Origin of the sequence: Sphingomonas sanxanigenens DSM 19645 = NX02 (assembly GCF_000512205.2) — a bacterium.
GTDB lineage: Bacteria > Pseudomonadota > Alphaproteobacteria > Sphingomonadales > Sphingomonadaceae > Sphingomonas_D > Sphingomonas_D sanxanigenens.
On the sequence record NZ_CP006644.1, the window covers coordinates 544617 to 570945 of the forward strand.

The following is a 26329-nucleotide window of genomic DNA, read 5'->3' on the forward strand; positions in this document are numbered from 1 at the left end:
ACCGCTTACAGTGTGCTGAGATAGGCATCGATTTCAGTCTCGGTCCCAGGCGGCACATGCAAGCCCAGCTTCGAGCGTCGGTAAAGAATATCCTCTGCTGTACGCGCCCATTCGGCCGCGAACAGATATTCTATCTCGGCGGCGTGGAGCCCGGCCCCGAAGTCCTCGCCCAGGTCAGCCGGAACGCTTGCGGCGCCAAGAATCTGGATCGCTTCTGTGCCATATGCCCGAGCGAGGCGGCGAAGCAACTTTGAGGGCATGGCTGGCCACCGCGATGACAGGTCAGCCACAAACCGATCAAAGTCCTGCCCCGGCAGATTTCCACCGGGCAGCGGTTCACCTGCTGTCCAGGCCTTCCCGGCAGTTGGGAACACTTCAGCTATATGCTCCATCGCATGCTCAGCCAATTTGCGATAAGTGGTGATCTTTCCGCCGAAGATACTGAGTAGTGGCGCCCGTGTTTTCTCGGGTTTCTCGAAATCGAGCACATAGTCACGCGTTACCGCAGAGGCGTTGGCAGCATGATCGTCATAAAGCGGGCGGATGCCGGCATAGCTCCACACGATATCGGACGGTGTAATCTCCTTTTCGAAATAGCGATTCACCGTCGCGCACAGATAGTCGACTTCGCCCTGGCTGATTTCAGCCTTGCCGGGTTCGTCCGTCCAGGGCTCATCGGTGGTGCCAATCAGTGTGAATTCGCCTTCATAAGGAATCGCGAAGACGATGCGACGGTCCGGATTCTGCAGCATGAACGCATGGTCGCCATCGTAGAGGCGCGGCAATATCATATGACTGCCCTTGACGAGCCGCACGCCGCGATTGTTGTTGCTGCGCCCGATACGGCCAAGAACCTTATCGACCCATGGACCGGCGGCATTGACCAGCATCCTTGCGCGCACCTGACGGACTGTACCGGCTTTCGTTTCGAGCGTTGCAATCCACTCGCCATTTTCGTTTTGTGCTTGCGTTAGCTGTGTGCGTGTTTCGATCCGGGCGCCGCGGGCAGCCGCATCCATTGCGTTAAGTACGACGAGCCGGCTGTCTTCCACCCACCCGTCTGAATAGACGAAAGCCTTGCCCCGTTTCTTGCCCTTCTGGGGCTTGAGCCCGATCCCGCCCGGGCTCCGGTCGAGGTTTATCGTTTCGGTTCCGGGCAAGTTCTTCCGGCCACCCAGATTATCGTAAAGGAACAGGCCAAGTCGGACCATCCAGGCGGGGCGGGGGGAAAGTGATTGCGGGAGGACGAACCGCAGCGGCCACATGATGTGCGGCGCCATAGCCAGTAACCGCTCGCGTTCGATCAAAGCCTCTCGGACTAGGCGGAATTCGTAATATTCCAGATAACGCAGCCCGCCGTGGATTAGTTTTGTCGATGATGAGGAGGTATAACTGGCCAGATCGTCCTGCTCTACCAGCAGGACCGAAAGTCCGCGGCCGGCGGCGTCGCGTGCTATCCCGGCGCCATTCACGCCTCCCCCCACGATCAACAAATCATAGGTTTCGACGTGCATACCGGTAGCAGGAGAGGGGGGCGGGCATGCGGTCATTCGATCTTCTCTCGATAGGAAGGCGGCGGAAGTGTCCTGGTTCGATCCGAAGGGCATCATTCCCAGGTTTCTTTCGATAGAAAATAATATGCCGAAACCGAAAATGCAAACGAAAGAGTTGACGTTAATATGAAAGCGTGTGCAGATGGGGCAGTTTCAGATGAAAATTGTTCCAACGTGGGGAGACTTGAAGGTGGAATATCGCCGCGCCCTGATCGGCGAACTCATCTCCGAGGCCTTGGCGGTCGCGATCATAATCCTGATCGGTGATGGTGCGGCAGCCATGATCACCCTTTATGACCCGAGTCCCTACGCTCAGGCCTATTGGGGCGTTTGCATCGCCTGGGGGCTGGGCGTGACAATCGCGATCTATGTCACGGGTGCCGTTTCCGGAACACACGCCAATCCAGCGGTCACGCTGGCGCTCGCTTTTTTCCGTGGTTTCCCCAAACGCAAGATTTTGCCTTATTGGATAGCGCAGGTGATAGGTGGGTTCATCGGTGCCAGCCTGGTGCTGCAACTCTATCATCCGGTGATTGACGCTTATAATGCAGCCCATGGCTTGACGCGTGCGACAGGTGGCGCCGCTGGGGTATTCTTCACTCATCCCGGGGAACATATCACCCCGATCCACGCATTCTGGGATGAAGTGATCCTGACCGGCCTCCTGTTGCTGGGAATCTTCGCCATCACGGACGAGTTCAACGATGTTGCGCCACGGGCGAATTCGAGCGCTCTCATGATCGGTCTGCTGGTCGCGACCATTGGCGCGTCCGCAGGATATCTGGAAGCCTGGGCACTCAATCCCGCTCGCGATTTTGGGCCACGGCTTCTGGCTTGGCTCGCCGGATACGATCAGGCCGCTTTTCCAAGTCCCGAGAATTACTGGTGGGTCCCGATTGCCGCGCCGTTACTTGGTGGAACGCTCGGCGCTGGTCTCTATCAAATTGCCGTCAAGCCATATTTACCTTCGCGAAGCAAGTCAGGTGCGCCGGGCGATACGGACATGCCTGTCAAGTAAACCTTTGAAGAAAAGCCCGGAGAGCCGCCTAATGCCTCAGCCTGTGCACATTCTGGCCATCGATCAAGGCACGACATCGACGCGCGCCATCGTGTTCGACAGGCACGCGCGTCCCGTTGCAAGCGCGCAATGTGAGTTCGAACAACATTATCCCGACCTGGGGTGGGTGGAGCATGACCCGGAGGACATTTGGCGCGACACCCTCCGTCTTGCCAAAGAAGCTATCGAGAAGAGCGGGGTGGGTACCGGCGGCATTGCCGGCATCGGCATCACCAACCAGCGCGAGACAGTGGTCGTTTGGGAGCGCGGTACTGGGAAGGTGATCCATCGCGCCATCGTGTGGCAGGATCGCCGTACCGCCAGACTATGCGCCGAACTCAAGGGAGAGGAAGGATTTGAGGCGGAAGTGCGCTCGCGTACCGGCCTTCTCGTCGATCCCTATTTTTCGGGCACCAAGCTCGCCTGGATTCTTGATAATGTCGGCGGCGCCAGAGAGCGCGCTGAAAGGGGTGAGCTTGCGTTTGGCACCATCGATAGTTTCCTGATCTGGCGCCTGACGGGTGGGAAGGTTCATGCCACGGACGTGACCAATGCTGGTCGGACGATGCTCTACAACATCCGCGAGCAACGTTGGGATGAGGAAATGTGTCGTCTGCTGCGTGTGCCGATGCAGGTGCTTCCCGAGGTGCATGATAATGCGCATCATTTCGGCACGACTGACGCTGCGCTTCTGGGCGCAGCAATCCCCATTGCCGGTGTTGCCGGGGATCAGCAGGCCGCGCTGTTCGGTCAGGCTTGCTTTGGCGTGGGAATGGCGAAGTCGACCTATGGCACCGGTTGCTTCATGCTCCTCAACACGGGTACCGAGGCATTGGAATCAAATAACCGCCTCCTCACGACACCAGCCTATCGCCTGAACGGGCAGATGACCTATGCTCTTGAGGGTTCGATTTTCGTTGCTGGCGCGGCGGTGAAATGGTTGCGGGACGGGATCGGCGTCATCACGCATGCTCGTGAAACGAACGATATGGCTACGCGGGTTCCCTCCAGTCATGGTGTCTATATGGTTCCGGCTTTTGTGGGACTTGGCGCGCCTCACTGGGATCCTGATGCGCGTGGTGCGATTTTTGGCCTGACGCTTGACGCGACCCAGGCCCATCTCGCTCGCGCCGCGCTTGAGGCGGTCGCCTACCAGACTATGGATCTTGCAGAAGCGATGGTCTCAGATGGCGGCGCAGCCCCTGCCAAACTGCGCGTCGATGGCGGTATGGCCGCCAATGACTGGCTTTGCCAATTCCTTGCCGACATGCTCGAGACGAAGGTTGAGCGGCCCGTTCATCTTGAGACGACAGCGCTTGGCGCTGCTTTTCATGCGGGCCTTGCAACAGGGCTCTGGGCGGATCTCAACGCTCTGGCCGAAACCTGGACGCAGGGACAGATTTTTGAACCGAAAATGGCGAATTTTGAACGCAAAACGCTCGTTGCCGGATGGCAAGATGCAGTTCGCCGTACGTTGCGTTAGCAAGACGATCTGAGCCAGAAATGCTATAACGGCGGCATTACTAATCTGATATCGGACGTGTCGTCGTACTTCGTCGCCATGATTGCGCAGCTCAACCGTGAGCGCTTCTTGCGGAAAGTCCGGCAATGATGTGCCAAAGCGAACGGGCAAGAGCACGCTGGCCGGCGGTTCTCCGCACAATCGCGGGAACGCTGGGGGCCTACGGCGTGACATCGCTTGCAACCGTGGCCCTCTCGCTGCTGTTGGTCCGGATCGGAATGGGGCAGGCCGAGGCCCTTATAGTCGCAACTTTGGCGAGCTTCGCAATGTTTGCCTTCATTGCCATGGCGACCTTCCATTTCCGCGGTGTTGCTGGTGTGTGGGGGTGGCTGCGACGCTTTCCGTTGTGGCCGGCATTGTCATCCTGCTGACGGCGCTCGGAACAAAGGTATGACGCTTGTGATACCCCAACCGCAACCCGCGCAATGCGGCGCGGCCCTGTCCGGGACAAGCGCTGCGCCGGCTATGCCGCCCGTATATGCATCAGCGTGGCAGCCTTCGAGCCGGTATGCCGATCAACCCATGAGGCTGGGGACGCGACAGTTCGGCATTGGGGGCGTGTCGGTGATCGGGCTGCTGATCCTGTGTGCGGCGTTGTTTACCTGGCGGACCTATAGCGCACCGCCTGCATCGACTACCCTTAACGTGTTCGACGTCCGGGCTCCCGCATCACCCCCAGAGATTCAGCCGGAAGAGAAGGATGCGCTCAGGCCGGTCGAGAGGACGGAAAAGTCTACGGAGCGGCCCAAGGTGCAACTGGTTGAACGCACGATCGTGCCGATCCCGCCGGTGTCGGTGCCCTTACCGCGAGTGACGCCCACGCCCACTCATCCGGCGCCAACGGAACCGGAGACGGCCGCGCCCGAGACCATGCCCGCGCCATTGGCGCCTCAGGTGGCAAGCCACGGAGCCGATAGCTGGGAAGGCCGCGTCCTTGCGGCGCTCAACAAGCATCGCCAATATCCGCGTGCGGCGATGGCGCGGGGGCAACAGGGAGCGCCCTGGATTCGTTTCGTGATGGACCGCGAAGGCAAGGTCCTATCATCCCGCCTCGAACGGTCTTCGAGCTTTCCTGACCTCGATCGCGAAGCGGTTGCGCTTGCAAAACGGGCATCACCACTTCCCAAGCCGCCCGACGACAAACCCGGCGAAACGCTGGAACTGGTCGTGCCGGTGGAGTTCTCCCTGACCCGGTGAAGGCGAGGTAACGTGATGGGCACCGTGTTACACCAGGCAGACCAAAAGTTTCTTCGATTACGCCCCTTCATCGACGATCAGGGGTGATATCATCCCATTCCATCTGATAACTGCTCCATTCTCATCGAGCTGAGGATGTGCCCGACTTCTCATGAGGAGATAATTTCCTCCCGTTTGCGCCATTCGAAATGTGGTCGAAAACGGTCGCACTGACGGCAACCAGGCAAGCCATTCCGCACGAACCCGTGCGAGATCGTCCGTGTGCATTTTGCTATACCAGCGATCAATTCTCTTTTGCATTGCTTCGCCCTCGATGTCCGTCGCTAATGGGCTGATATAATCTACGGTTCCATCAGGCCTGGCTGCCCAGGCAATCGTCGGACTCACTTCTGCAAGGTGCCGGAAATGCGCATCGCTAAGGTGAAGCTTGCGAATGATGTGCTTCTGTTCTGTGACATCGACTGTCACTAACGAAAGACCGATGACGTCGCCGCCTACATCGACAACCTTTTGTACAAATACTTGATAGTCTCGTTCGGCTATAACGACTTCCTGAGTGGGAGTATGGTCATTTTTCAGCGCTGCGTTCAATATTTCTCGGAGTTGGTCGAGAGTGGGGTCGGATAATACCTCATCAATTGTCTTACCCGTAATTTGAAATGAACTGGCTCCCAGCATCTTGGCGAAGAGATCGTTCACGCGTACGTGGCGCAAGTTCACATCCAGGAAGCATAGCCCCGCGGGGGACTGTTGGTACAGGGATCGGAGCTGATGGAGTTGCTGAAACGGCGAGGCGTCGAGTAAAGGTGGGGTATCGGTGTGAGGTGTTCCCAGTCCATCTACCATCTCGCGAGCCTCGTGGGCCGGCACTCCCGCACCAAAAAGCCAGCCTTGGCCCAGCGGACAACCAAGATCCGATAGAATCGAGGCTTCCTTCTCCGATTCTACGCCTTCTGCGACAACGGTAATTCCAAGGCTTTGTCCGAGACCAATGATGGCAGCTGCAATTCGCCGCTTCCCCGCATCCCGGTCCAGGCCACGTACAAAGCGAGCATCGATCTTGAGCTTTCTGAACGGAAAGGCTTCCAGTCTTGCGAGACTGGAATAGCCGGTCCCGAAATCATCGATCGACACTTTAACGCCCAGGGAATCCAGTTTCCGAAGCGTAGCGTATGCTGTTTCCTCCTGAGAATGGAGCGATCCTTCGGTGACTTCAATCTGAAGACGATTCAGTGGAAAACCTGCCCGAACTTCTTCCGCCATGAGCCAGTCAGGCATTTCCTCATGCAGGAGTTGACATGGGGAAATGTTGAAAGCGATGAAGAATGTGCCGGGCCAATCTCTGGCCTGCGCACATGAGGATCGTATCAAAGCCTTGGTAAGATCATCAATCAGATTATGCTTTTCCAGCAGCGGGATGAAGTGATCTGGCGGAATGTTCCTTCCCCCGGATGCCGTCCATCGAGCCAAAATCTCGAAACCTGCGAGATGTCCGGAGTCAATTGATACAATAGGCTGAAAAGCGGGCCAGATATTCCCGTTTGAGATTGCCGATTTGAGTCTGGCTTTAATATAATTATTGCTAAATCCTCTTGTTGATCTTCCTTCTACCGAGAAATTTACAGTGCGATTTGCTTTCGCAGGATTCGTTGCTATGGCCTTCTGTTTTCCATAAATCGCCATGTCATGGGCGACTCGGCTTACTCTCCGCCCCAAAGTTTAACTATCAATAAACTATAAGAGCCCGATCGGAAATTAAGTTGAGTGGTATCAGCAGGTTAGCTTGACGGCCTGACCTGTCGTTGATTCATGAGTTTCGCCAAAAACTACCATGGATACAACGATGTGGACCGATACCACTCGCGCCCTTCATGCGCGAAGCGGGCTGACTTTGCCAAGTGATATGACTGATGCCGAGTGGGCGGTTCTGGAACCATTGCTGCCACCAGCATCACATGTCGGGCGACCTCGCAAATGGTCGCTGCGGCGCATTGTCGAGGCTATCCTATACTTGCTGCGCGGGGGCTTGCCCTGGCGGATGCTGCCGCCTTGCTTTCCGCCTGTTTCGACCGTGCGGCACTGGTTCTACCTTTGGCGCGACAACGGGCTGTGGCTGACGATCAATCACACACTGCTGATGGTTGCACGCGAGGCGCACGGCCGGGAGGCTTCGCCCAGCGCCGGCGTGATCGACAGCCAAAGCGTGAAAACCACGGAAAGCGGAGGGCCTCGTGGCTATGACGCGGGCAAGAAGGTCAAAGGGCGCAAGCGCCACGTCCTCACCGACACCGAGGGAAATCTCGTCCATGCCGTGATCCACACCGCCGACATCCAGGACCGCGACGGCGCGCCGATGGTGTTGGCCGAAATCATTCGGCGCTTCCCCTGGCTGCGCCATGTTTTCGCTGATGGAGGCTATGCCGGAGACAAGCTCAAGGACGCTCTGCGCCGCTTCGGCAAATGGACCATCGAGATCATCAAGAGGTCCGATGCAGCGAAAGGCTTCGACGTGCTGCCCCGACGCTGGGTGGTCGAACGCACGCTGGCATGGCTGAACCGGAACCGGCGGCTCGCCAAGGACTTCGAACAAACCATTGCGTCGGCAGCCGCATGGCTCTTCATCGCATCGATCCAGCTCTTTGCCCGACGCATCGCAAGATCATGAAATCCGCGACGATAATTTTGAATCAGACACTAAGGGACGCATTCTGGGACTGGTTATATCAATCGTAATTCTGAGAGCAGCGATCAATGCTCAGCCCTGTTTGTTGGGCGCCTCATATCAGATGGCGATCGTTCAGGCCGCAATCGGCGCCTGGAACCATTCCCAACCACCCATGCGCTGCGATTTTCGACGGTAAAGCGCCTCATCAGCGCGCTTCACCAGAAGTTGCAGTTCATCGCCGTCCTGGGGGTACAGGCTTGCACCGACACTGGCGCCGACCGCGGCTATGCTTCCATCGATTATGACCGGCTGGCGCAGGGCCGCGTCAATCCGCTGGCAAATTGGTTCGACGGGCCATGGGCTTCGCAGGCCGGGTAGCAGTACAGCAAATTCATCGCCTCCTATGCGGCAAACGAGATCGCCTTCCCGAACGCATTCCTTGAGCCGCTGAGCCACAGTTCTCAGCATTTCGTCGCCTGCATCATGGCCCAAACGATCATTGATCGCCTTGAAGCCGTCCAGATCGATCACAAGTACAGCCATCATATTGTCTGCGATCGCGCCCCGTGTTGCGTGCTCTGCCCATAGATCTTGCAGCACCCGACGATTGGCAAGACCGGTTAGCGGGTCCTCAAACGCAATGCGACGTAATGCGTTCTCGGCCTCACGTCTGCTCGAAATGTCATCGAATAGCGCGATGCCGATGCCCATCTCGTGAAGGAGAATTCCGCGATGCTGAGCCGTTCTGATCCTGTTGTCAGCGCATAAAATTTCGACCTCGCAAACATCTATTTCCGAAATACCATCCGACTGCGCGAGCCAAAGATCGTGCCAAAGCCGACGGGTTTCCCGGCGGTGATGCTCATGCGGATAGGCCTTATCGATCCAGTCACTGACGTTTGTGAAAGTCCCTTCGGCGTAGCCGAACGTCTTTGTAAAAGCCCGGTTGACGAACTGAATCTCTCCTTGCGGTAAGGTGGCCCAGGACAGAGGAATCGGGAGCGCATCCAGAATGACGTGCAAGTCACGGAACGACAGGGCGCCGGCATTCGCCGCGCGTTCAAGAAATTCCTTCATGGTATACCTACTTCGCTAGGCTCGCTGAGGCCTTCATGGCTCCCATGCATACGCAATAGCATGCTTAACCGTTAAATCTTAACCCCGCATCTATGATCCGGGGTCGTGATCGGAAAAATAGACAAAATCGGTCCGGGGCGGCTTCGAAATTGCCTACAGGGGCGTAGGCCTCACCTGCAATCAGATGGACAGTGCGGCCTGCCCAAAAAACGGCGGTTGGCGTTGCTGTCCAGTTTTTACCAGCCACCTCCCAACGCCCGATAGAGCTGAACGGTCGCCGTTCCTTGCGCGATGCGGGTTTGCTCCATCTTGTCCTCGTCCGAGAGGGCATCCAGTCGGGCCTGCAACACATCGCCCAATTGGGTGCGTCCGGCATCGTACAATATCGCCAGTTGGTCGGCGCGTCGGCGCGCCATGTCGGATGTACGGATAAGCCCGGCCAGGCGTTCGTCCAGCCCCGTCCGAAAGCCATAAGCGGATTCAACTTCCTCGAGCGCCGACAGCATGGCCTGGTCATAATTGGCGAGAGCAGCCTCAAGTTCGGCATCGCCCGCCTTCACTCTGGCCTGCAACCTTCCGGCATTGAAAAGCGGCATCGATGCGGAAAGGCCGACCAGACCTCCGGTTCCGCCATAACCTGGCAGGCCGCCCAGTTCGATATGCCCGTTCTGCCCAAGGAAATGGATGGCGAAACGCGGAAGCAGATCGGCCTTCAGGCTCTTGAGGCGCGCCGCGCGCGCGTTCACCAGCCAAGATCGCGCCGCGACATCAGGCCTGCGAGCAAGAATGTCGGAAGGTAGCTGCCCCGTGGGCGCGCCCGGCGTCTCAAAAGTGGCGGAGGCGATCATGGCCGGCGCCTGTTCGGGCAGGTCGCCCGCCAGCACGGCCAGTCGCCGCCGGCGCGCATCGATGAGGGATGTGAGAGCCGGGCGGGAGGCGCGCAGCGCCTCAAGGCCATTGCGAGCGCGGGTGACATCGGCCGCTGTCGCAGCGCCCGTCCGCTGTCGGGCGGCTGCATAATCGACAAGGCGGCCCGCCGTCGCCTCGCTGCGATCAAGGACGGCGAGGCGACGTCTCAGCCCCTGCAACTGCTGATAATTCTCGACGACATCGGCGGCGACCATGAGCCTGACGGCATCAGCCGTTCGTGCGGCACTTTCGGAAAGCGCGCGCGCCATTTCGGCGTCTGCGTGACTTCCACCGAACAGGTCAGCCTCCCAGGTGGCTCCAAGACCTACCAGATATCCACTGCCGCTGTTTCCGGACAGCGATGGCAGCATGGCCTGCCACTTGTCATCGAGCCCGGCATCGCTCTGACTGGCCCAGGCTGTGCCATTTGCGGCAACGGTAGGATAAAGTGCGGATTCCGCGACAGTGACCAGCGCTCGCGCGGCGGCGACATGGGCCTTTGCAGCGCGGATATCGGCGTTTACTTCGAGCGATTTCTCGATCAGCGCATCAAGAGCGGGATCGCCCCACGCCGTCCACCAGCGGTCTGTCCCGGTTATTGCCGCGTCGTTCGCCGCCGCTGCGTCGAGGCGAGCGGGCGGAGTGACGCGTGGCGCGTGAGAAGACGTGTTAGGAACGCTGGCACAGGCGGTGAGCAGCAGCGCGAGCGAGGGGGGAAGCAATCGGCTATGCATTCTGATTTTCCTGGGTGATGTCATCCATGACCTTTAGCCCTGCCTTGAGAGCATCGAACGGAAGCGGCTGACGGCCATCGCCACGAAGAACACGCCCGAGCCGCAGATGATCGCGAGTTCCGGCAGGATCGTTCGCACGCCCGCGCCGCGATAGAGGATCGCCTGGGAGAGGCTGACGAACTGGGTGGTCGGCAGACACAGTGCAATCGTGCGGATCGCCGAGGGCATGCTCTCGAGCGGCGTCGCCGCCCCCGAGAGCAGATAGGCGATGGCATAGACGGGCACCGCGAAGAGCCCGAACTGCGGCATGGATGGCGCGAGCGTCGCCATCCACATGCCGAGCGAGGTGACCGAGAAGAGATAGAGGAACATTGCCGCTGTAAAGAGCAGGAGAGATCCGGTCAGCGGCACGCCCACAGCGCCATGAACGACGAACCAGAGGGACGCGATCGAGGCCAGCAGGATGACGAGGCCGTTGGCAAGGATCTTGGCGAAGGCGATCTCGCTGGCGCGCACGGGCATCACCAGCAGATGCTCGATCGTGCCATGCTCACGCTCACGGATCACCGCCGCGCCGACGAGGATGATCGAGAGCACCGTCACATTGGTGACGATCTGCATGACCGAGGTATACCAGGCCGACTGGGCGTTGGGATTGAAATGCATCCGGCTTTCGACCTGGACCGGCAGCGCCTCCAGGAGGCCCCGGGCATGGAGGAAGTCGAGCGTTTCCTGAGCGAATATCTGCTGGAAATAGGCAGCGCCCAGACCTGCCTGCGTCATGGCAGTCGCGTCGACGAGAATCTGGACGGAGGGCGACCGGCCCGCGAGCGTATCGGCTTCGAAGCGGGGCGGGATCTCGATCACGAAGATATATTGGCCGCTGTCCATCGCAGGGCCGATCGCGGATCGCTCGATGTCCTCGGGTGGTTTGAAATAGGGCTGCTGGATGGCATCGCGCAGTCGGCGCGACAGTTCGGAATGATCCTCGTCCATGATCGCGACCGAAGCGTTCATGACCTCTGCGCGCACCCCGTTCGCAACAAGCTGGATCGCCACGGTGAAAGCGAAGAGGATAAGCGCCATCAGCGTCACATCCTTCATGACACTGCGCAGTTCCTTGCCGCTCAGAAGCGCGACGTTGAGAATCCAGCGCGTCATTTCTCCTGCTTTCCCAGCATCAGGCGTGCGCCGCCCACGAAGAGCAATGCGAGCGCCATCAGGGCCAGATAGGCCTGGCCGAAACTGGCCATGCCCAGACCCTTGGTGAATGTGCCCAGACTGACGATCTGGAACCAGGAGGAGGGAAATGTCAGCCCGATCATATGGCTCGGGCCTGTCAGGGTCGAAACGGGGTAGAGGAGCCCTGAGAAGTTCACCGACGGGATGAGGCAGATGAGCGACGTCGCGAAGATGGCGGCGACCTGCGAGCGCACAAATGCGGAGATCATCAGCCCGAGCCCGGTGACTGACAGGATGAAGAGGAAGCCACCGATCAGAAGGGCCGGCAAGGACCCCTTGAGCGGCACTCCCAAAATGAAGACAGTCACGAGGATCAGCGTCACGAAACTGATCATCGCCAGAAGGGCATAGGGCATCTGCTTGCCGACCAGGAATGCGCCCAGGCTCGCCGGCGAGGCGTAGAGATTGGTGATCGAACCGATCTCCTTCTCTCTCACGACCCCAAGGGCCGTCAGCATTGCGGGAATGAGGATCATGCAGAGCATCAGGACGCCCGGCGCCATGGCGTAGATGCTGCGAAACTCCTGGTTGTAGATGAAGCGGGGTTCGATCGTGGACGAAAGATCAGGGATTGCGAAGAGCTGCGTGGACCGCAGTTGATCGATCGAATAGCGAAGGAGAATGGCCTCGGCATAAGCGCGCGCGTTCGACGCGGGGAAGGGGCTTGCGCCGTCGATCCGCACGTCGATCGCGGGCCGCCGCCCTGCGGCCAGGTCGCGTCCGAAGCCGGGGGGTATGTCCAGCACCATCTTGGCCGATGCCTCGCGCAACGCCTGCTCGGCGGCGGCGTCGCTTTGAAGTTCGGGCTCAACCCGGAAATAGCGTGACCCTTCAAAATAACGTTGCAGGTCGCGGCTCGCGGCACTGCAGTCATGATCGAGCACGGCAAGGCGGATATTCTGGACGTCGAAGGAAATGCTGTAGGCTGCAATGCACAGCAGGATGATCGGGCCGATCAGCGCGAAGGCGAGCCGGATGCGATCGCGCATGAGTTCGGTCGCTTCGCGCCGGGCAAAGGCCCAGGCAAAGCCCGGCCAGTTGCCGGCAGCGGTCGGCAATCGCGGCACGCCCATAGCCATCGCTCGCGCACCGGCGGCCACAGTCGGGGAAGCAGCCGAAGTGTCGGTCGGCAAGGTAGCGGGGGCCGCAGTCGGCACTTCGTCATTATCCTTCTCGAGGACAGCGATGAACGCATCCTCGAGCCGCTCCGCATCATAACGCTGCGTGAGTTCCGCCGGCGCGCCGACGGCCAGAACCCGACCACGATGCATCAGCGATATGCGGTCGCACCGTTCCGCCTCGTTCATGAAGTGGGTCGAGACGAATATCGTCACCCCTTCGTCGCGCGAGAGCCGGATCAGGTGACGCCAGAACATGTCGCGCGCGGCCGGATCGACGCCGGATGTCGGCTCGTCCAGGATGAGGATCTCGGGTCGATGGAGGCAGGCGGCAGCGAGTTGCAGGCGTTGCCGTATGCCGAGCGGAAGCGCCGAGGGAACGGCGTCGGCATGGGCCTCGAGCTCGAACTGGGCAAGCGCGGCCGAAACCAGTTCGCCTGCCTGCGCGCGTGGCACGCGATAGAGCCGCGCATGAAGGACCAAGTTCTGGCGAACCGAAAGCTCTTCATAGAGGGAGAAGGCCTGCGACATATAGCCCACGCGCATGCGCGTCTCCATGTCTCCGGGGGCGATCGGCCGCCCAAAAAGGCTGGCCGTCCCGTCCGTTGCATCGAGCAGGCCGGTCAGCATTTTCATGGTCGTGGTCTTGCCGCAGCCGTTCGAGCCCAGAAAACCGAATATCTCGCCGCGTCCGATGCGAAAGTTCACATGATCGACCGCTACGAAATCGCCAAAGCGCCGGGTAAGGTCATGCGCCTCGATTGCCGGCGCCTCGCCCTTGTCCTGCCAGGCCGGCACGACCAGCGCGTCGCCCGACGGCCGCTTGTCTTGCGGGAGCAGGCGTACATAGGCGGCTTCCAGCGTATCCGCGCCCGCTTCACGCATGATCTCGCCTGTATCCCCTTGCGCGATCACCTTGCCATCATCCATCGCCACGAGGTGGCCGAAGCGCTCTGCTTCTTCCATGTAAGCCGTGGAGACGAGCACGGTCATGTCCGGCCGCTCCGCGCACATCGCATCCACCAGTTCCCAGAACTGCCGTCGCGACAGGGGATCGACACCCGTGGTGGGCTCATCGAGGATGAGCAGGTCGGGATCGTGGACCAGCGAGCAACACAGGCCCAGCTTCTGCTTCATGCCGCCCGAAAGCTTGCCGGCGGGCCGGTCCGGAAAGGGAGCGAGTCCCGTCGCGTCCAGCAGGCGCCGCAGATGCGCTTCCCGCTCGGCTGCGGACAGTCCGAAGAGGCGCCCGAAGAAGTCGATATTCTCGCGGACGGAAAGCGTCGGGTAGAGATTGCGACCAAGCCCCTGGGGCATGTAGGCGACGCGGGCAAGGAAATCCTCCCGCTTGCGACGCTCGGCAAGATCGAAGCCGAGAACCGAAAGACGTCCCGTCTGCAGCTTTTTCACGCCGGATATGAGGCCGAGCAGCGTCGACTTGCCGACACCGTCGGGCCCGACCAGCGCGGTGGTCTTCCCCTTGGGCAGGGAGAGCGAAACCTCGTTCAGGGCGACGATACCACCGTATCGATGCGAAAGGCTTTCGATCCGTATCGCCTCTTCGGGGAGGATCTGAGCGGGCGGGATCATTTGTCGATCTTGGTGAGGTCGGGCCAGGGCTGGTGCGTATCGGTGCGCACGAACCCGTCCGCCGTCATGCCGGCCTTCAGCCTTCCGTCCAGGCGACGGGCGAGATCGGGCGCGATCTGCAGCTTCACCCGGTAGGACAGGTTCTCGCGTTCGCTGGCCGTCTCGACGAATTTGGGCGTGAACTGCGCATCGGGCGCCACAAAGCTGACGCGCGCGGGAATGGCGTCGCCAAAACCCTGCGGAAGAATGCGTGCCTCGTCGCCGATCCTGATCTTGCCGGCGACCGAGGCGGGCAGGAAGATGGTGAGCCAGGCATCCTCGGCATTGACCAGCGACACGATCTTGCCGCCCGGCGGCAACATGGTTCCAGGCTCGACGATCCGATATTCGACGCGCCCGGGCGTCGGTGCGATGATCCGCAGGTCGGCAAGGCCGGCTCTGGTTTGCGCGATCAGGGCGTCGGCCTGGGCAATGGCCGAGCGTGCCTCGCCGACACCGCCGCCCGCCGCCTGCGCGCCACCTTGCGCAGCGCCCAATGCCAGGCGACGCTGCTCCAGCTCGACGTTCGAGACCATGTCGCGATCACGAAGCTTGGCTGTCTCGACCCAGTCGATGCGGGCGAGCTGGGCCTGGCTGTCCCGCGCGGCGAGCTCCCCTTGCGCGCGCATGAGGGCGGACACTGCCTGTTCGCGCTTGGCAAGCGCTCCGGCGAGTTGTGCCTTGAGGTCTACGTCATCCTGCCGGGCGATGACCTGACCCGCCCGGACGAGATCACCTTCATGGACGTCAAGCGACATCAGGCGGCCGGGATATTTGGCGGCGATATCGGTGCGCGTCATCTCGAGACGGCCGTTGCCGCGCACGATGGTTTCGGGGAGCTTGTCGGTGCGTCCAAACATCCACCACAGCCCGAAAGCCAGGGCGATGAGGACGACGGCCAGAATGGGAATGACGATACAGGCCCGCAGCTTCACGCTATGCCTCCTTGAGCGTTCATCGCACAAGCGCCACGCCGATCCGCAGGCGCGTCACGTGCTTGTTATAGTCGAGCAGATTTTCGCCGTAGCCGGTGAAGCCCTGGCCGAAGAGATAGAAGTCCGGGCCTCCGCCCAGGATACGCCGGAACGGGTAGGAGAGATCGGCGGTCAGAGCTCCCTTGCCGCTACCCAAGTTCAGACGGGTAGAAGCCGAGACGCGCAGCCCATCATCCTCGCCGGCCTCAATGAAAAGCCCGCTATTGCCGCGATATCGGCGAATGTCAGGATTGTCCGAAAGGTCTCCGAGATAGAGCCACAGCCGCGGCGCGATCGTCAGCCTTCGGTCCTCGCCGAGCGAGAAGACGGCCATCGGGGCCACATAGAGCATGTTGAGGCTGCGCGAGGCCGCGCCATCGCGTCCATTGGACTCATGGCGAAGGCCGATCTGGCCGCTGATCGTGGCCTTTTCTGACACGGGCAGGGCAGGCGAGAGATAGAAGAGCTCGGGTTGATAATCGATATTTCGGAAGGGTGAGGATTTCGCCGCCACGTCCCAGAACATGCGCTGGGTATAGGCGAAGTAGAGGCCGTCGATCAGCGAGGGAGAGCGGTCCATCCGCGCTCGACTTCCGAACAGCTGATATTTGAAACTGATCTGGATGCGCGCGTCGCTGTTGGTGCCGGGGCCATAGACCGCATAGATCGGTTCGTAGACCGAGAGATTGGGGATGAAAGCATTGCCCCGGGTTCGGTCTGCCGGCGATGGTGTGACAGGGGCTGGCGATATCTGCGTAGAGGTCGGGGGTGTGAGCGAGGGCGCCATAGCCAGGGCGGCAGGTGCAGAGCGGTCGGCTTCAGGATCGACGCCGATCGTCAGCAGGATTTGCTGCGTTGACCAGGAGGGAATGGACAAGACCGCGCCGTCCATGACGTCCTGAAAGTCGATCCGGTAGAGCGCCGCCGCGAAGCCATTGGCCGGGATCGTCAGAACCGCAGCCTGTTTTTCGCCTCGTTGCAGCCAGACCTTTCGATACGTGCCGTTGCTGACCAGATCGGCCGCAACCTTGTCGGGAAGGCGAACCTCCTGCGCGGCTGCCCCGGCATTGAGAACGCGCACATCGACAAGGATATACCTGCTCTCATCGCGGTTGCCGGCGCGCTGGACGACATATTCCAGAGCGCCTTGCGCGTGCGCCTGCGGCGCCAGTACGGCGCTGGCCGCAAGGGCAAGAGGGGCGGCCCGAACGATCACGCGAAAAGATGCTGTCCGTTATCGACCGGAATGACCGTGCCGGTGATCCCCTTCGCGGCATCGCTGACGAGGAAGGCGGCCAGCGCGCCGACGTCGCTGACGTCAACCAATTTTCCTGCGGGAACCTGCGCGGCAGCCCGATCGAGCAGTTCGTCGAACCGGTCGATCCCGCTCGCGGCGCGGGTGGCGATCGGCCCCGGTGAAATGGCATGTGCCCGGATGGCTTTGGCGCCCAGTTCCGCGGCGACATAGCGCGTCGCGCTTTCCAGCGCCGCCTTGACGGGGCCCATCAGGTTATAGTGCTCGACCACCCGCTCCGAACCATAGAAGGTCACGCAAAGCAGGCATCCGCCCGTCGCCATCAGCGGTTCGGCGAGCTTCGCCATGCGAAGGAAGCTGTGGCAGGACACGTCCATCGCGATCGAGAAGCCTTGCGCACTGCTGTCGACCACCCGACCGTGGAGATCCTCCTTCGGCGCGAAGGCGATCGAGTGCAGCAGGAAATCGAGGCCGCCCCAGCGTTCTTGCACTTGGGCGAAAAGCGCCTCGAGTTCGCCGGGGATGCGTACGTCGCACGGCGCAGTCCATTCGATGCCGAGCTGGTCGACGACAGGCTGGACCCAGTCCTTTGCCTTGTCGTTGAGATAGGTAGCGGCAAGCCGGGCTCCGCATCGGGCAAATGCCTCCGCGCACCCTGCCGCGATGCTATGTTCGTTTGCGATGCCGATAACGAGGCCGCGCTTCCCTTTCAGATCCACAAGCGGTGTCATCAAGCAAACCCCTCCAACAGATTGTCTCTGTGAATTGCGATCATGCGTTGAATTGCGATCGTGCGTTTCTCGGCGATATGGTTCTGCCAACGCTTCGCGTGCCTCCGTGGCGCTCTGCATCGCGCCGTTGTCCAGATGCACAGCGAAACCGCGTCCGTCGGCAATCGCTCTGAAGCCTTTGAAGGCGTCGAGCGGCTTTGCTCCTTTTTTACCGTTGCGGCGGGCATGGCTCGCCGTGAAGCAACGTTTCGACAATGGTTTCTGCAATGAGGATCCGCGCGGCATCCGCAGGTATTTCAGGGGCAAGAGATTGCAGGACGGTCGGAAAACTTGCAGGTTGATTGGCTGCGGCACTTAGCAATGCGAAAAAAAGTGCTGGGTGACTCGCCCGGATAATGCCTTGAGCGATCCCGTCCTCGTAAAGGGCACGGCAGCTTTCATAGGCGGGATAAATGAGTTGCTCCGTGACCAACGTTGATCGTTCAGACCTGTCTGCAGCGTGCCGAACGACAAAGTCCCTGACGTAGGGGTGATCGGAGTAAAAATAGACTATGCGAGGAAGTACGTCGCAAAGGCGGTCGTGAACCGAACGGCTTTCGTCGGAGGCAATTTTCGAGATCTCGGAAATTATCCCGGCCGCACTTTTCGTTATTGTGTCAAGGCACGCATTCCAGAGCTGAGCCTTGTTTCCAAAATGCACGCGAATCAGGTTCTGGCTGACACCGGCCGCCGACGCGATTCCTCTCAGATCCGCGCGCTCAAACCCGTCATGCGAAAATGCACAAATGGCGGCAGCCAACAACTCTTGCCTGCCTCCTGCCATATCCTTGGGCCTACGCCCACGGGGCGGAGTGGCAGGAGGAAAGATGACTTCACTCGACATGCGTGCTCCATGATATGTTCAGTTGAACATATATGACGTATTGCGCCGGCACAATGCTCGTTTCAGATTTGGTGGAACGGCGGTCGCCTCATTGACCGCCAAATCCACAAGCGGCCTCATGCAAGCTTCTCGCTCAATATTTGCAAGGTGTGCAGCGCGATCATGCGCTCCTCGTCGGTCGGAATAACATAGACCTTGATCAGGCTATCGGGCAGACTGATCAAAGGGCCGTTGCCAGCATTGGCGATCTCGTCAATCTCGAGCCCGAGCCATTTCAGGCTGTTGCAGATGCGACTACGCATGCCGGCGTCATTCTCGCCGATACCGGCGGTGAACACGATGCCATCTAGGCCGCCAAGTGAGGACGCGAGCGCCCCGGCCTCCCGGCCAGCCCGCCAGGCGAAGAGGGCGATCGCTTCCTCTGCTGGCGCGGTCGTGCTCGCGGAAAGCGTGCGCATATCACTTGATAGGCCCGAGACACCCAGCAGACCGGACTTCCTGTAGAGAAGATCTTCGACTTGCGCGGTAGTCATGCCCATCTGTGTCAGGAGATGCAGCACTACGCCGGGGTCCAGACCGCCACAGCGCGTGCCCATCATCAGCCCATCGAGCGCGGTGAAGCCCATTGTCGTATCGATGCTTTGCCCCGCCTGCATGGCGCACAGGCTGGCGCCATTGCCGAGATGCGCGGCGATCACGCGCCCTGCCGCAAGCTCCGGATCGATTTGCGCGAGGCGCCGGGCGACATATTCATAGGACAGGCCGTGGAAGCCGTAGCGGCGGATGCCCTGGTCGTGGAGCGCGCGCGGCAGGGCGAAACGCGAGGCCAGCGCGGGCTTATCGTGATGGAAGGCGGTGTCGAAGCAGGCGACCTGCGGCAGTCCGGGACGGAGCCTTGCGATCGCGCGGATCGCGGCCAGATTATGGGGCTGGTGTAGCGGCGCCAGCGGGCACAGTGCTTCAAGCTTGTCGATGAGGGCGTCGTCGACGAGGAGCGGCGCGGCAAAATCGGGGCCGCCATGGACGACCCGATGTCCGATCGCGATGATCTCCCGGCCTTCGAGCGGATGATCCGCCGCCCAGGCGAAGAGGTCCGCCAGCAGATCGGCATGGCTGAGCGAAGCGCCGTCGGGCCAGTCCCGTTCGAGCACCATGCTACCATCAGCCGAACGGGCCGCAAGGGTCGGCGCAATTCCGATCTTCTCGATCTTGCCGCCGGCCGAGAGCTGAAGCGTGCCGGCCGGATCGACGACAAACAGCGAGAATTTTATGCTGGAGGAACCCGAATTCAGGCTGACGACCGCTTTCATGTATGCGGCTCCTGCGGCAGGCCCGGCGCGGCCCTGGTCGCCGCGCGCGCCATCAGCACCGCGACCGCGCAGGAGGCAAGCCGCGTGCGCAGGCTGTCGGCCCGGCTCGTCAGGATGATCGGCACCCGCGCGCCCAGCACGATGCCCGCGGCATCCGCACCACCCAGGAAGGTCAACTGCTTGGCCAGCATATTGCCGGCTTCGAGATTGGGGACGACCAGGATATCCGCCTTGCCCGCCACCGGCGAGACGATGCCCTTTTCTTTGGCTGCTGCTTCGCTGATCGCATTGTCGAAAGCGAGCGGGCCGTCGAGCAGGCCGCCGCTGATCTGTCCCCGATCGGCCATCTTGCACAGCGCCGCTGCGTCCAGGGTCGACGGGATGTCGGGGTTGACGGTCTCCACGGCGGAAAGGATCGCGACTTTGGGTTCTTCAATGCCGATCACCTGGGCAAGGTCGATGGCGTTGCGAATGATATCGGCCTTTTCCTGCAGCGTCGGCGCGATATTGATCGCGGCATCGGTGATTATGAGAGGGGCAGGGTGGTCGGGTACGTCCATGATATAGGCATGGCTGATCCGGCGCTCGGTGCGCAGACCAGTGGATGAACGAACCACCGCGCCCATCAGTTCGTCGGTGTGGAGCGAGCCCTTCATCAGCAGCCTGGCCTCGCCTGACCGGACGAGCGCCACGGCCTTGGCGGCGGCATCATGGCTATGGTCGGCGTGGACGATCCGGACGCCCGAGATATCCTTGCCGGCCTCTTGTGCCGCCTGCCTGATCCTTGCGTCGGGTCCGACGAGGATCGGGGCGATCAGTCCTGCTTCGGCCGCTTCGATGGCGGCGAGGAGTGCCGCCGCGCTGCACGGATGGGCAACGGCGGTGCTCTCCGGCTCGCCTTTCGTGAGGTCGATCAGCCTGCGATAGCCGTCATGATCGCGCAGTTGGATTTCGGGTAGCGTCGCGCGTGCGCGCCGGACTTTCTCCCTGGGCGCCTTGACCTCGGCCTGGCCGGAAATCACGAGTTCCCCATCCTGATTGACGCAGCGGCAGTCGAATATGACAATGTCGTGGTCCGGGCGCTTCTCAATGACTGTGACCGAGGCTGTAATCGTGTCCCCCAGGCCCACCGGCCAGGTGAAACGGAGCGACTGGCTGAGGTAGATGGCGCCCGGGCCCGGCAGCTCGGTTCCCAGCACGGCGGAGATCAGGCCGCCGCCCCACATGCCATGGGCGATCACCCGCCGGAACAGATCGGTCGCGGCATAGTCCGCGTCCATATGGGCCGGATTGACGTCGCCGGACACCAGCGCGAAGAGCTGGATATCCTGCCCGGTCAAGGTGCGGACTATGCTTGCGGTATCGCCGACACCGATCTCATCGAAGGTGCGGTTCTCGATCATGGCGTCTTCGCTCATGGCTCAGCGCTCCAGGACATAGTGACCGGGCGCATCCATGATCGGCGCATAGTTCTTTTCGGAGTTTCCGGTCGGCGGGGGTGCTACCGGCTCGCCGGAATGACGGCCAAGCCACTCGCCCCATTCGATCCACCAGCTTCCTTGCTTGCGCTCAGCGCGTCCTTCCCATTCCTCGGGGTCATAGGACAGGCCATCCGCTTTCCTGGTCAGCACCCGATAGCGGCGGCCCTTATGGCCCGGCTCGGAGACGATGCCGGCATTGTGACCGCCGCTAGTCAGCACGAACGTGATTTCCGCGCTGGTGAGGAGATGGATCTTGTGGACCGAGTGCCATGGGGCGACATGATCGCGCTCGGTGCCGACGACGAACAGCGGCTTGCGGACGGCTGAAAGCGCGATGGTCCTGCCATCGACCTTATACTTGCCTTCAGCGAGATCATCGTCGAGGAAGAGCCGCCGCAGATACTGGCTGTGCATCGCATAGGGCATGCGTGTGCCATCGGCATTCCACGCCATAAGATCGTTCATGGGCTCGCGCTCGCCCATCAGATATTCGCTGAGGATGCGCGACCAAACCAGGTCGTTCGATTTGAGGATCTGGAAGGCGCCGCCCATCTGGCTGCTGTCGAGATAGCCGCGCCCCCACATCATCTTCTCGAGCAGGCTAAGCTGCCCCTCGTCGATGAAGAGACCCAGTTCGCCCGGCTCGCTGAACTCGGTCTGCGCAGCGAACAGGCTGACGCTCGCCAGGCGGTCGTCGCCATCGCGCGCCATGGTGGCAGCCGCAATCGAGAGCAGGGTGCCGCCCAGGCAGTATCCAACGGCGTGGACCGACGACGCGCCGGTGATCGCGGTCACCGCATCGAGCGCGGCCACCGGCCCCATCAGGCGATAGGCCTCCATGTCGAGATCGCGATCCTGCGTTCCAGGATTGTGCCAGGAGATCATGAAAACAGTGAAACCCTGGTCCGTCAGCCATTTGACCAGGGAATTTTCGGGCGAGAGATCGAGAATATAATATTTCATGATCCAGGCGGGGACGATCAGGATCGGCTCCGGGCGGACCTTCTCCGTCGTCGGGTCATATTGGATCAGTTCGATGAGGCGGTTGCGGTAGACGACCTTGCCGGGCGAGACGGCAACATTCTCGCCGACGCGGAAGTTCTCGACGCCGACGGCCGGCAGTCCCCGGGCGAGATGCTGCATGTCTTCCAGCAGATGCTGGAATCCATCGACAAGGCATTTGCCTCCGGTCTCGACGATTTTTTGCTGAAGCAAAGGATTGGTCGCCAGGAAATTGGTCGGCGCCAGGACATCGAGCATCTGCCTGGCGGTGAATTGAAGCATGTCTTCATGATGGCTGGTGACGCCGCTCACGCCGGTGGTTGCGGCATGCCACCATTGCTGGTTGAGAAGGAAGGCTTGCGAGAGGATATTGAAAGGCGGCTGCTTCCAGGCCGGATCTGCAAAGCGCCGGTCCTGCGGCAAAGGTTCGATCGCGAGTGTCGCCCCGCTGTCGGTTGCGCTTCGCATCGCATAGTCGAACAGCCGGGTATATTTGCGCGCTACCTTGGCGCCCAGCTGCAACTGCTTTCCCGGAGAAAAGGCCAGGTGCAGTGCCCAATCCGAAAAGGCTTGCAGGAGCGTTGCAGGGGCGAGCCCGGCAGTCACCTGCGCAATAGCGGCACCTGCGGCATTGTCGAGGGTCTGGGCGATGCCGTCCAGCGGGTCGGGCGGTGATGTCATAGTCTCAGCGCTCATGATCGATCCTTGTCTTGTCGCGATAATTTACGGGTGAGTGACGCCGCCGCGGACTGGCTTGGCCTGGAGGCGGCTGCATATGTCTTCCTGGCGTGGCACCGATCGGCGGGCCGGCTCGAAATCAAGCGTCATTCCTCAAAATCCTTGCCGAGATAGAGCCGGCGCACGTCAGGGTCATGGAGGATCGCCCGCGGCTCTCCTTCGAAAAGCAGCCTGCCGGCATGGATGACGTAGGCACGATCGACCAGTTCGAGCATCTCGTGGACATTGTGGTCGGTGATGAGAACGCCGACATTGCGCCGTTTGAGCGCGCGAACCATGGCCTTGATGTCGAGGATAGACAGCGGATCGACACCCGCGAAGGGCTCGTCGAGGAGAATGACTTTCGGATCGGCGGCCATGGCCCTTGCTATCTCGCACCGGCGGCGTTCGCCTCCCGACAGCGCCCCGGACGGCGTATGGCGCACATAGGCGATGTTGAACTCGCCGAGCAGCGCGTCCAGCCGCTTCTCCAGCGTCGCTCGATCGCGGCAGCGCAGTTCCAACACCGCGCGAATATTTTCCTCCACGCTCATGCCCCGGAAGATCGAAGATTCCTGTGGCAGATATCCCATGCCCCGCTTGCCGCGTTCGCTCATCGCAAGTGCGGAGACATCTTCTCCTGCAAGCAGGATGCGGCCACCGTCCAATCGGAGCAGGCCCATGATCCCATAGAAGCAGACCGTCTTGCCCGCCCCATTGGGGCCAAGGAGCCCGACGATCTCACCGGGTGCGACATCGAGCGAGACGCCGTCCAGCACCTTGCGCTTTCCAAACGTTTTCTCGATGTTCATCACACGCAGCATGGGCGTGGGCGTGTCTTCGGGGCCGATGGCGCAGCCCTGTTGTCCGCCGACATCGATCTGGCAAGCGGGATCATCCGGTTTTCCGGCGAGCCATGCATGCGCTTCATCGAACATGCTCACCCTTTCGGGCAGCAGACCGCCCAGCCAAGGGCAAGCCCGGGATTGCCGTGTGCGCTGACCTCATGAGACGGCTTCGAGTGCGAGCGCGACGCCCTGGCCGCCACCGATGCACAAGGTGACAAGCCCGCGGCGCAGGCCCTCGCGTTTCATCGCGTGCAACAGCCGGGTCGCGAGCACGGCCCCGGTCGCGCCGATCGGATGACCATGAGCGATGGCGCCACCCTCGACATTGACCACATCCTCGGCGAGCCCGAGTTCGCGCGTCACGGCTATGGCGATGGCGGCGAACGCTTCATTGATCTCGACGCGGTCGAGATCAGCGACCGACCAGCCCGCCCGTTCCAGCGCTTGCCGGACGGCCGGAACAGGCCCGAGCCCGAACAGGCCCGGAGCGACCGCGCCGACACCGAAGGCGACGAGGCGCCCGAGCGGTGCCACAGCGTTGCGCTCGGCCCATTGTTCGCTGGCGACGATCATGGCTGCCGCGCCGCTGTTGAGGCCCGGGGCATTACCGGCTGTGATCGTGCCCTCCGGCCGGAAAGCCGGCTTGAGGCGTGACAGGCTCTCGAGGCTCGTTTCGGGCCGGTTCTGCTCGTCCTTTGCGAAGACCGTCGGCCCTTTGCGCGAAGGGATCTCGACCGCCACGATCTCCTCGTCGAACGTGCCGGCCGCCTGGGCGGCGCTGAAATTCTGTTGCGACCGGGCCGCCCAGGCATCCTGCGCCTCGCGTGAGATCTGAAACTGCGCGACAAGGTCTTCCGTCACCCATCCGCTATGCTGGTTGCAAAAGGCGTCGTTGAGGCCATCATGGAGCATGGCGTCGATGAGCTTGCCGTCGCCCATGCGGTAGCCCCAGCGTCCTTTCTCGATGAGATAGGGGGCCTGGTCCATATTCTCCATGCCGCCTGCCACCACGGCCTGGCTTAGGCCCAGCATGATTTCCTGCGCGGCCGACGCGATCGCCTGTGCGCCCGAGCCGCAGACGCGATTGACGGTGAGCGCGGGGACGCTGTCGGGCAGCCCGGCGGCGATGGCGGCCTGGCGGGCGGGATTCATTTTCGCGCCCGCCTGGACTACTTGGCCCATGACGGCGGCATCGATCGTGCTGGCGCCAACGCCCGCGCGCTTCAGCGTCTCGGCGATCGCGACGCTGCCCAGGGAAGGCGCGGTGATGTCCTTGAGCGTTCCGCCATAGGCGCCGATGGCGGTGCGGACGGGCGCACACAGGAAGACAGGGCTGGTCATGGGGAAGTCCTTTCCTTGATCCTGAAGCGATTCCCAGACAGTTGGATTGACCTGCCGACTTGGACGATCGCTTCGTGGCGATGGCGGTCAGCCACTACTGAAGATATTTGCCGCCGTTGATTGACAGCGTGGCACCGGTCACGAACCCTTGCTCGTCCTCGACGAGGAAAAGCACGCCGCGGGCAATCTCCTGCGGGGTGCCGAGCCGCCCGACCGGCACGCCCGCCAATACCGCCTTCAGCGCCTCCTCCGGCACGGCCGCGACCATTCCGGTGTCCGTGTAGCCCGGCGCGATCGCATTGACGGTGATGTTGCGGCTCGCGCCTTCGAGCGCGAGCGCCTTGGTGAAGCCGATCACCCCCGCCTTGGCGGCGGCATAATTGGTCTGGCCGAACTGGCCGGAGAGACCATTGACCGAGCTGATGTTGACGATCCTTCCGAAACGCCGCGCACGCATGCCCTCGATAACGGCGCGGCACATGTTGAAGCAGCCGCCAAGGTCCACGTCGATGACGCTTCGCCATTGTTCCTCGGTCATCTTGTGGAGCGTGCCGTCGCGGGTGATGCCGGCATTGTTGATGAGGATGTCGATCGATCCGAGTTCCGCGACGACCTTGGCGATTCCGTCCCGGCTTTCCGAGAAGCTGGCGACGTTCCAGCTATAGGCAGGAATGCCCGTCTCCTCGACGAACCGGTCGGCTTCCTCGTCATTGCCGAAATAATTGACGGCGACGCCATAGCCCTTCTCTTTGAGGAGCTTTGCGGTTGCGGCACCGATTCCGGTGACGCCGCCAGTTACGAGCGCAGTTCTGGGCATGGGCAATATCCTGGATTGAGGGAGAAGAGGACGCATCACCGGACGAGATTGTCGCCATCGACAGGGTAGCGGCCGCCGGCATTCAAGGAGGCTTGGCCTGAGAGAAGCGGGGTCCTGCGCCATTGCGTCGCCAGGCCCCATCGCAGCGCTGTCAGAATCACTGCCTTGCCCTCGAAATCGGACATGTGTGTCCTCCCGGCCGATATGAGCACCGCCCCGAAACGATATCGAAGGCGGCAAGGAGGAGCTTCAGGCCAGAAGCGACAC

Annotated in this window: 21 protein-coding genes; 4 read left to right on the plus strand and 17 right to left on the minus strand. The window is 61.3% G+C overall.

Features of this window, described 5'->3' with window-relative positions; genetic code table 11:
- Positions 1 to 5: 5 nt before the first annotated feature.
- Complete coding sequence (locus tag NX02_RS02480) at positions 6 to 1550, minus strand: glycerol-3-phosphate dehydrogenase (RefSeq protein ID WP_211258328.1); 1545 nt, start codon at positions 1548 to 1550, stop codon at positions 6 to 8.
- A 145-nt stretch (positions 1551 to 1695) separates the two neighbouring features.
- Between NX02_RS02480 and NX02_RS02485 the strand changes: the two genes are divergently transcribed.
- From NX02_RS02485 to NX02_RS02500, 3 genes are all read left to right on the plus strand, one after another.
- Positions 1696 to 2571, plus strand: a complete 876-nt coding sequence (locus tag NX02_RS02485) for an MIP/aquaporin family protein (RefSeq protein ID WP_228221667.1) — start codon at positions 1696 to 1698, stop codon at positions 2569 to 2571.
- Between the two features lie 31 nt (positions 2572 to 2602).
- Entirely contained in the window at positions 2603 to 4093 is a 1491-nt protein-coding gene (gene glpK, locus NX02_RS02490) for a glycerol kinase GlpK (protein WP_004207049.1), read from the plus strand.
- 603 nt (positions 4094 to 4696) lie between these two features.
- The gene (locus NX02_RS02500) at positions 4697 to 5329 is read left to right on the plus strand and encodes a TonB family protein (protein ID WP_245648745.1); all 633 of its coding nucleotides are present in this window, start codon (positions 4697 to 4699) and stop codon (positions 5327 to 5329) included.
- A 57-nt stretch (positions 5330 to 5386) separates the two neighbouring features.
- On the opposite strand, the gene NX02_RS31220 is transcribed toward NX02_RS02500, so the two are convergent.
- Positions 5387 to 7012, minus strand: a complete 1626-nt coding sequence (locus NX02_RS31220) for a sensor domain-containing phosphodiesterase (RefSeq protein WP_084717589.1) — start codon at positions 7010 to 7012, stop codon at positions 5387 to 5389.
- 160 nt (positions 7013 to 7172) lie between these two features.
- On the opposite strand from NX02_RS31220, the gene NX02_RS02505 reads away from it, so the two are divergent.
- Positions 7173 to 7994: an IS5 family transposase gene (locus tag NX02_RS02505; protein ID WP_025290619.1), complete on the plus strand. Its 822-nt coding sequence runs from the start codon at positions 7173 to 7175 to the stop codon at positions 7992 to 7994.
- A gap of 132 nt (positions 7995 to 8126) precedes the next feature.
- Here the strand turns inward: NX02_RS02505 and NX02_RS30500 are convergent, their stop codons facing one another.
- The 15 genes from NX02_RS30500 to NX02_RS32050 all read right to left on the minus strand — a co-directional run bounded on the left by NX02_RS30500 (position 8127) and on the right by NX02_RS32050 (position 26247).
- Positions 8127 to 9071 (minus strand): sensor domain-containing diguanylate cyclase, encoded by a 945-nt coding sequence (locus tag NX02_RS30500; RefSeq protein WP_025290620.1) that lies wholly within the window; start codon positions 9069 to 9071, stop codon positions 8127 to 8129.
- Between the two features lie 236 nt (positions 9072 to 9307).
- Complete coding sequence (locus NX02_RS02515) at positions 9308 to 10714, minus strand: efflux transporter outer membrane subunit (RefSeq protein WP_039996367.1); 1407 nt, start codon at positions 10712 to 10714, stop codon at positions 9308 to 9310.
- Positions 10715 to 10747: 33 nt separating this feature from the next.
- The gene (locus NX02_RS02520) at positions 10748 to 11875 is read right to left on the minus strand and encodes an ABC transporter permease (RefSeq protein WP_025290622.1); all 1128 of its coding nucleotides are present in this window, start codon (positions 11873 to 11875) and stop codon (positions 10748 to 10750) included.
- Positions 11872 to 14664, minus strand: coding sequence for a ribosome-associated ATPase/putative transporter RbbA (gene rbbA / locus NX02_RS02525; RefSeq protein ID WP_025290623.1), 2793 nt, complete (start codon positions 14662 to 14664; stop codon positions 11872 to 11874). The genes NX02_RS02520 and rbbA overlap by 4 nt, the downstream gene beginning before the upstream one ends.
- Positions 14661 to 15638: an HlyD family secretion protein gene (locus tag NX02_RS02530; RefSeq protein ID WP_025290624.1), complete on the minus strand. Its 978-nt coding sequence runs from the start codon at positions 15636 to 15638 to the stop codon at positions 14661 to 14663. Before NX02_RS02530 ends, rbbA begins: the two co-directional genes overlap by 4 nt.
- Positions 15639 to 15657: 19 nt before the next feature.
- Positions 15658 to 16893: a phospholipase A gene (locus NX02_RS02535; RefSeq protein WP_025290625.1), complete on the minus strand. Its 1236-nt coding sequence runs from the start codon at positions 16891 to 16893 to the stop codon at positions 15658 to 15660.
- Complete coding sequence (fabI, locus tag NX02_RS02540; protein ID WP_245648746.1) at positions 16890 to 17930, minus strand: enoyl-ACP reductase FabI; 1041 nt, start codon at positions 17928 to 17930, stop codon at positions 16890 to 16892. The genes NX02_RS02535 and fabI overlap by 4 nt, the downstream gene beginning before the upstream one ends.
- Positions 17872 to 18546 carry a TetR/AcrR family transcriptional regulator gene (locus NX02_RS31225; protein ID WP_039996368.1) on the minus strand — a complete coding sequence of 225 codons (675 nt, stop codon included), beginning with the start codon at positions 18544 to 18546 and terminating at the stop codon, positions 17872 to 17874. The genes fabI and NX02_RS31225 overlap by 59 nt, the downstream gene beginning before the upstream one ends.
- Positions 18547 to 18662: 116 nt before the next feature.
- The gene (locus tag NX02_RS02550; RefSeq protein ID WP_025290627.1) at positions 18663 to 19856 is read right to left on the minus strand and encodes an acetate/propionate family kinase; all 1194 of its coding nucleotides are present in this window, start codon (positions 19854 to 19856) and stop codon (positions 18663 to 18665) included.
- On the minus strand, positions 19853 to 21274 hold the full coding sequence (locus NX02_RS02555) for a bifunctional enoyl-CoA hydratase/phosphate acetyltransferase (RefSeq protein WP_025290628.1): 1422 nt from the start codon (positions 21272 to 21274) through the stop codon (positions 19853 to 19855). The genes NX02_RS02550 and NX02_RS02555 overlap by 4 nt, the downstream gene beginning before the upstream one ends.
- Before the next feature lie 3 nt (positions 21275 to 21277).
- On the minus strand, positions 21278 to 23035 hold the full coding sequence (locus NX02_RS02560; protein ID WP_025290629.1) for a PHA/PHB synthase family protein: 1758 nt from the start codon (positions 23033 to 23035) through the stop codon (positions 21278 to 21280).
- 128 nt (positions 23036 to 23163) lie between these two features.
- Positions 23164 to 23880, minus strand: a complete 717-nt coding sequence (gene lptB, locus NX02_RS02565; RefSeq protein WP_053000735.1) for an LPS export ABC transporter ATP-binding protein — start codon at positions 23878 to 23880, stop codon at positions 23164 to 23166.
- 180 nt (positions 23881 to 24060) lie between these two features.
- Positions 24061 to 25245, minus strand: coding sequence for an acetyl-CoA C-acetyltransferase (locus tag NX02_RS02570; RefSeq protein WP_025290631.1), 1185 nt, complete (start codon positions 25243 to 25245; stop codon positions 24061 to 24063).
- A 94-nt stretch (positions 25246 to 25339) separates the two neighbouring features.
- Entirely contained in the window at positions 25340 to 26062 is a 723-nt protein-coding gene (phbB, locus tag NX02_RS02575) for an acetoacetyl-CoA reductase (protein WP_025290632.1), read from the minus strand.
- Between the two features lie 35 nt (positions 26063 to 26097).
- The gene (locus tag NX02_RS32050; protein WP_158013866.1) at positions 26098 to 26247 is read right to left on the minus strand and encodes a hypothetical protein; all 150 of its coding nucleotides are present in this window, start codon (positions 26245 to 26247) and stop codon (positions 26098 to 26100) included.
- Between the last annotated feature and the right edge of the window lie 82 nt (positions 26248 to 26329).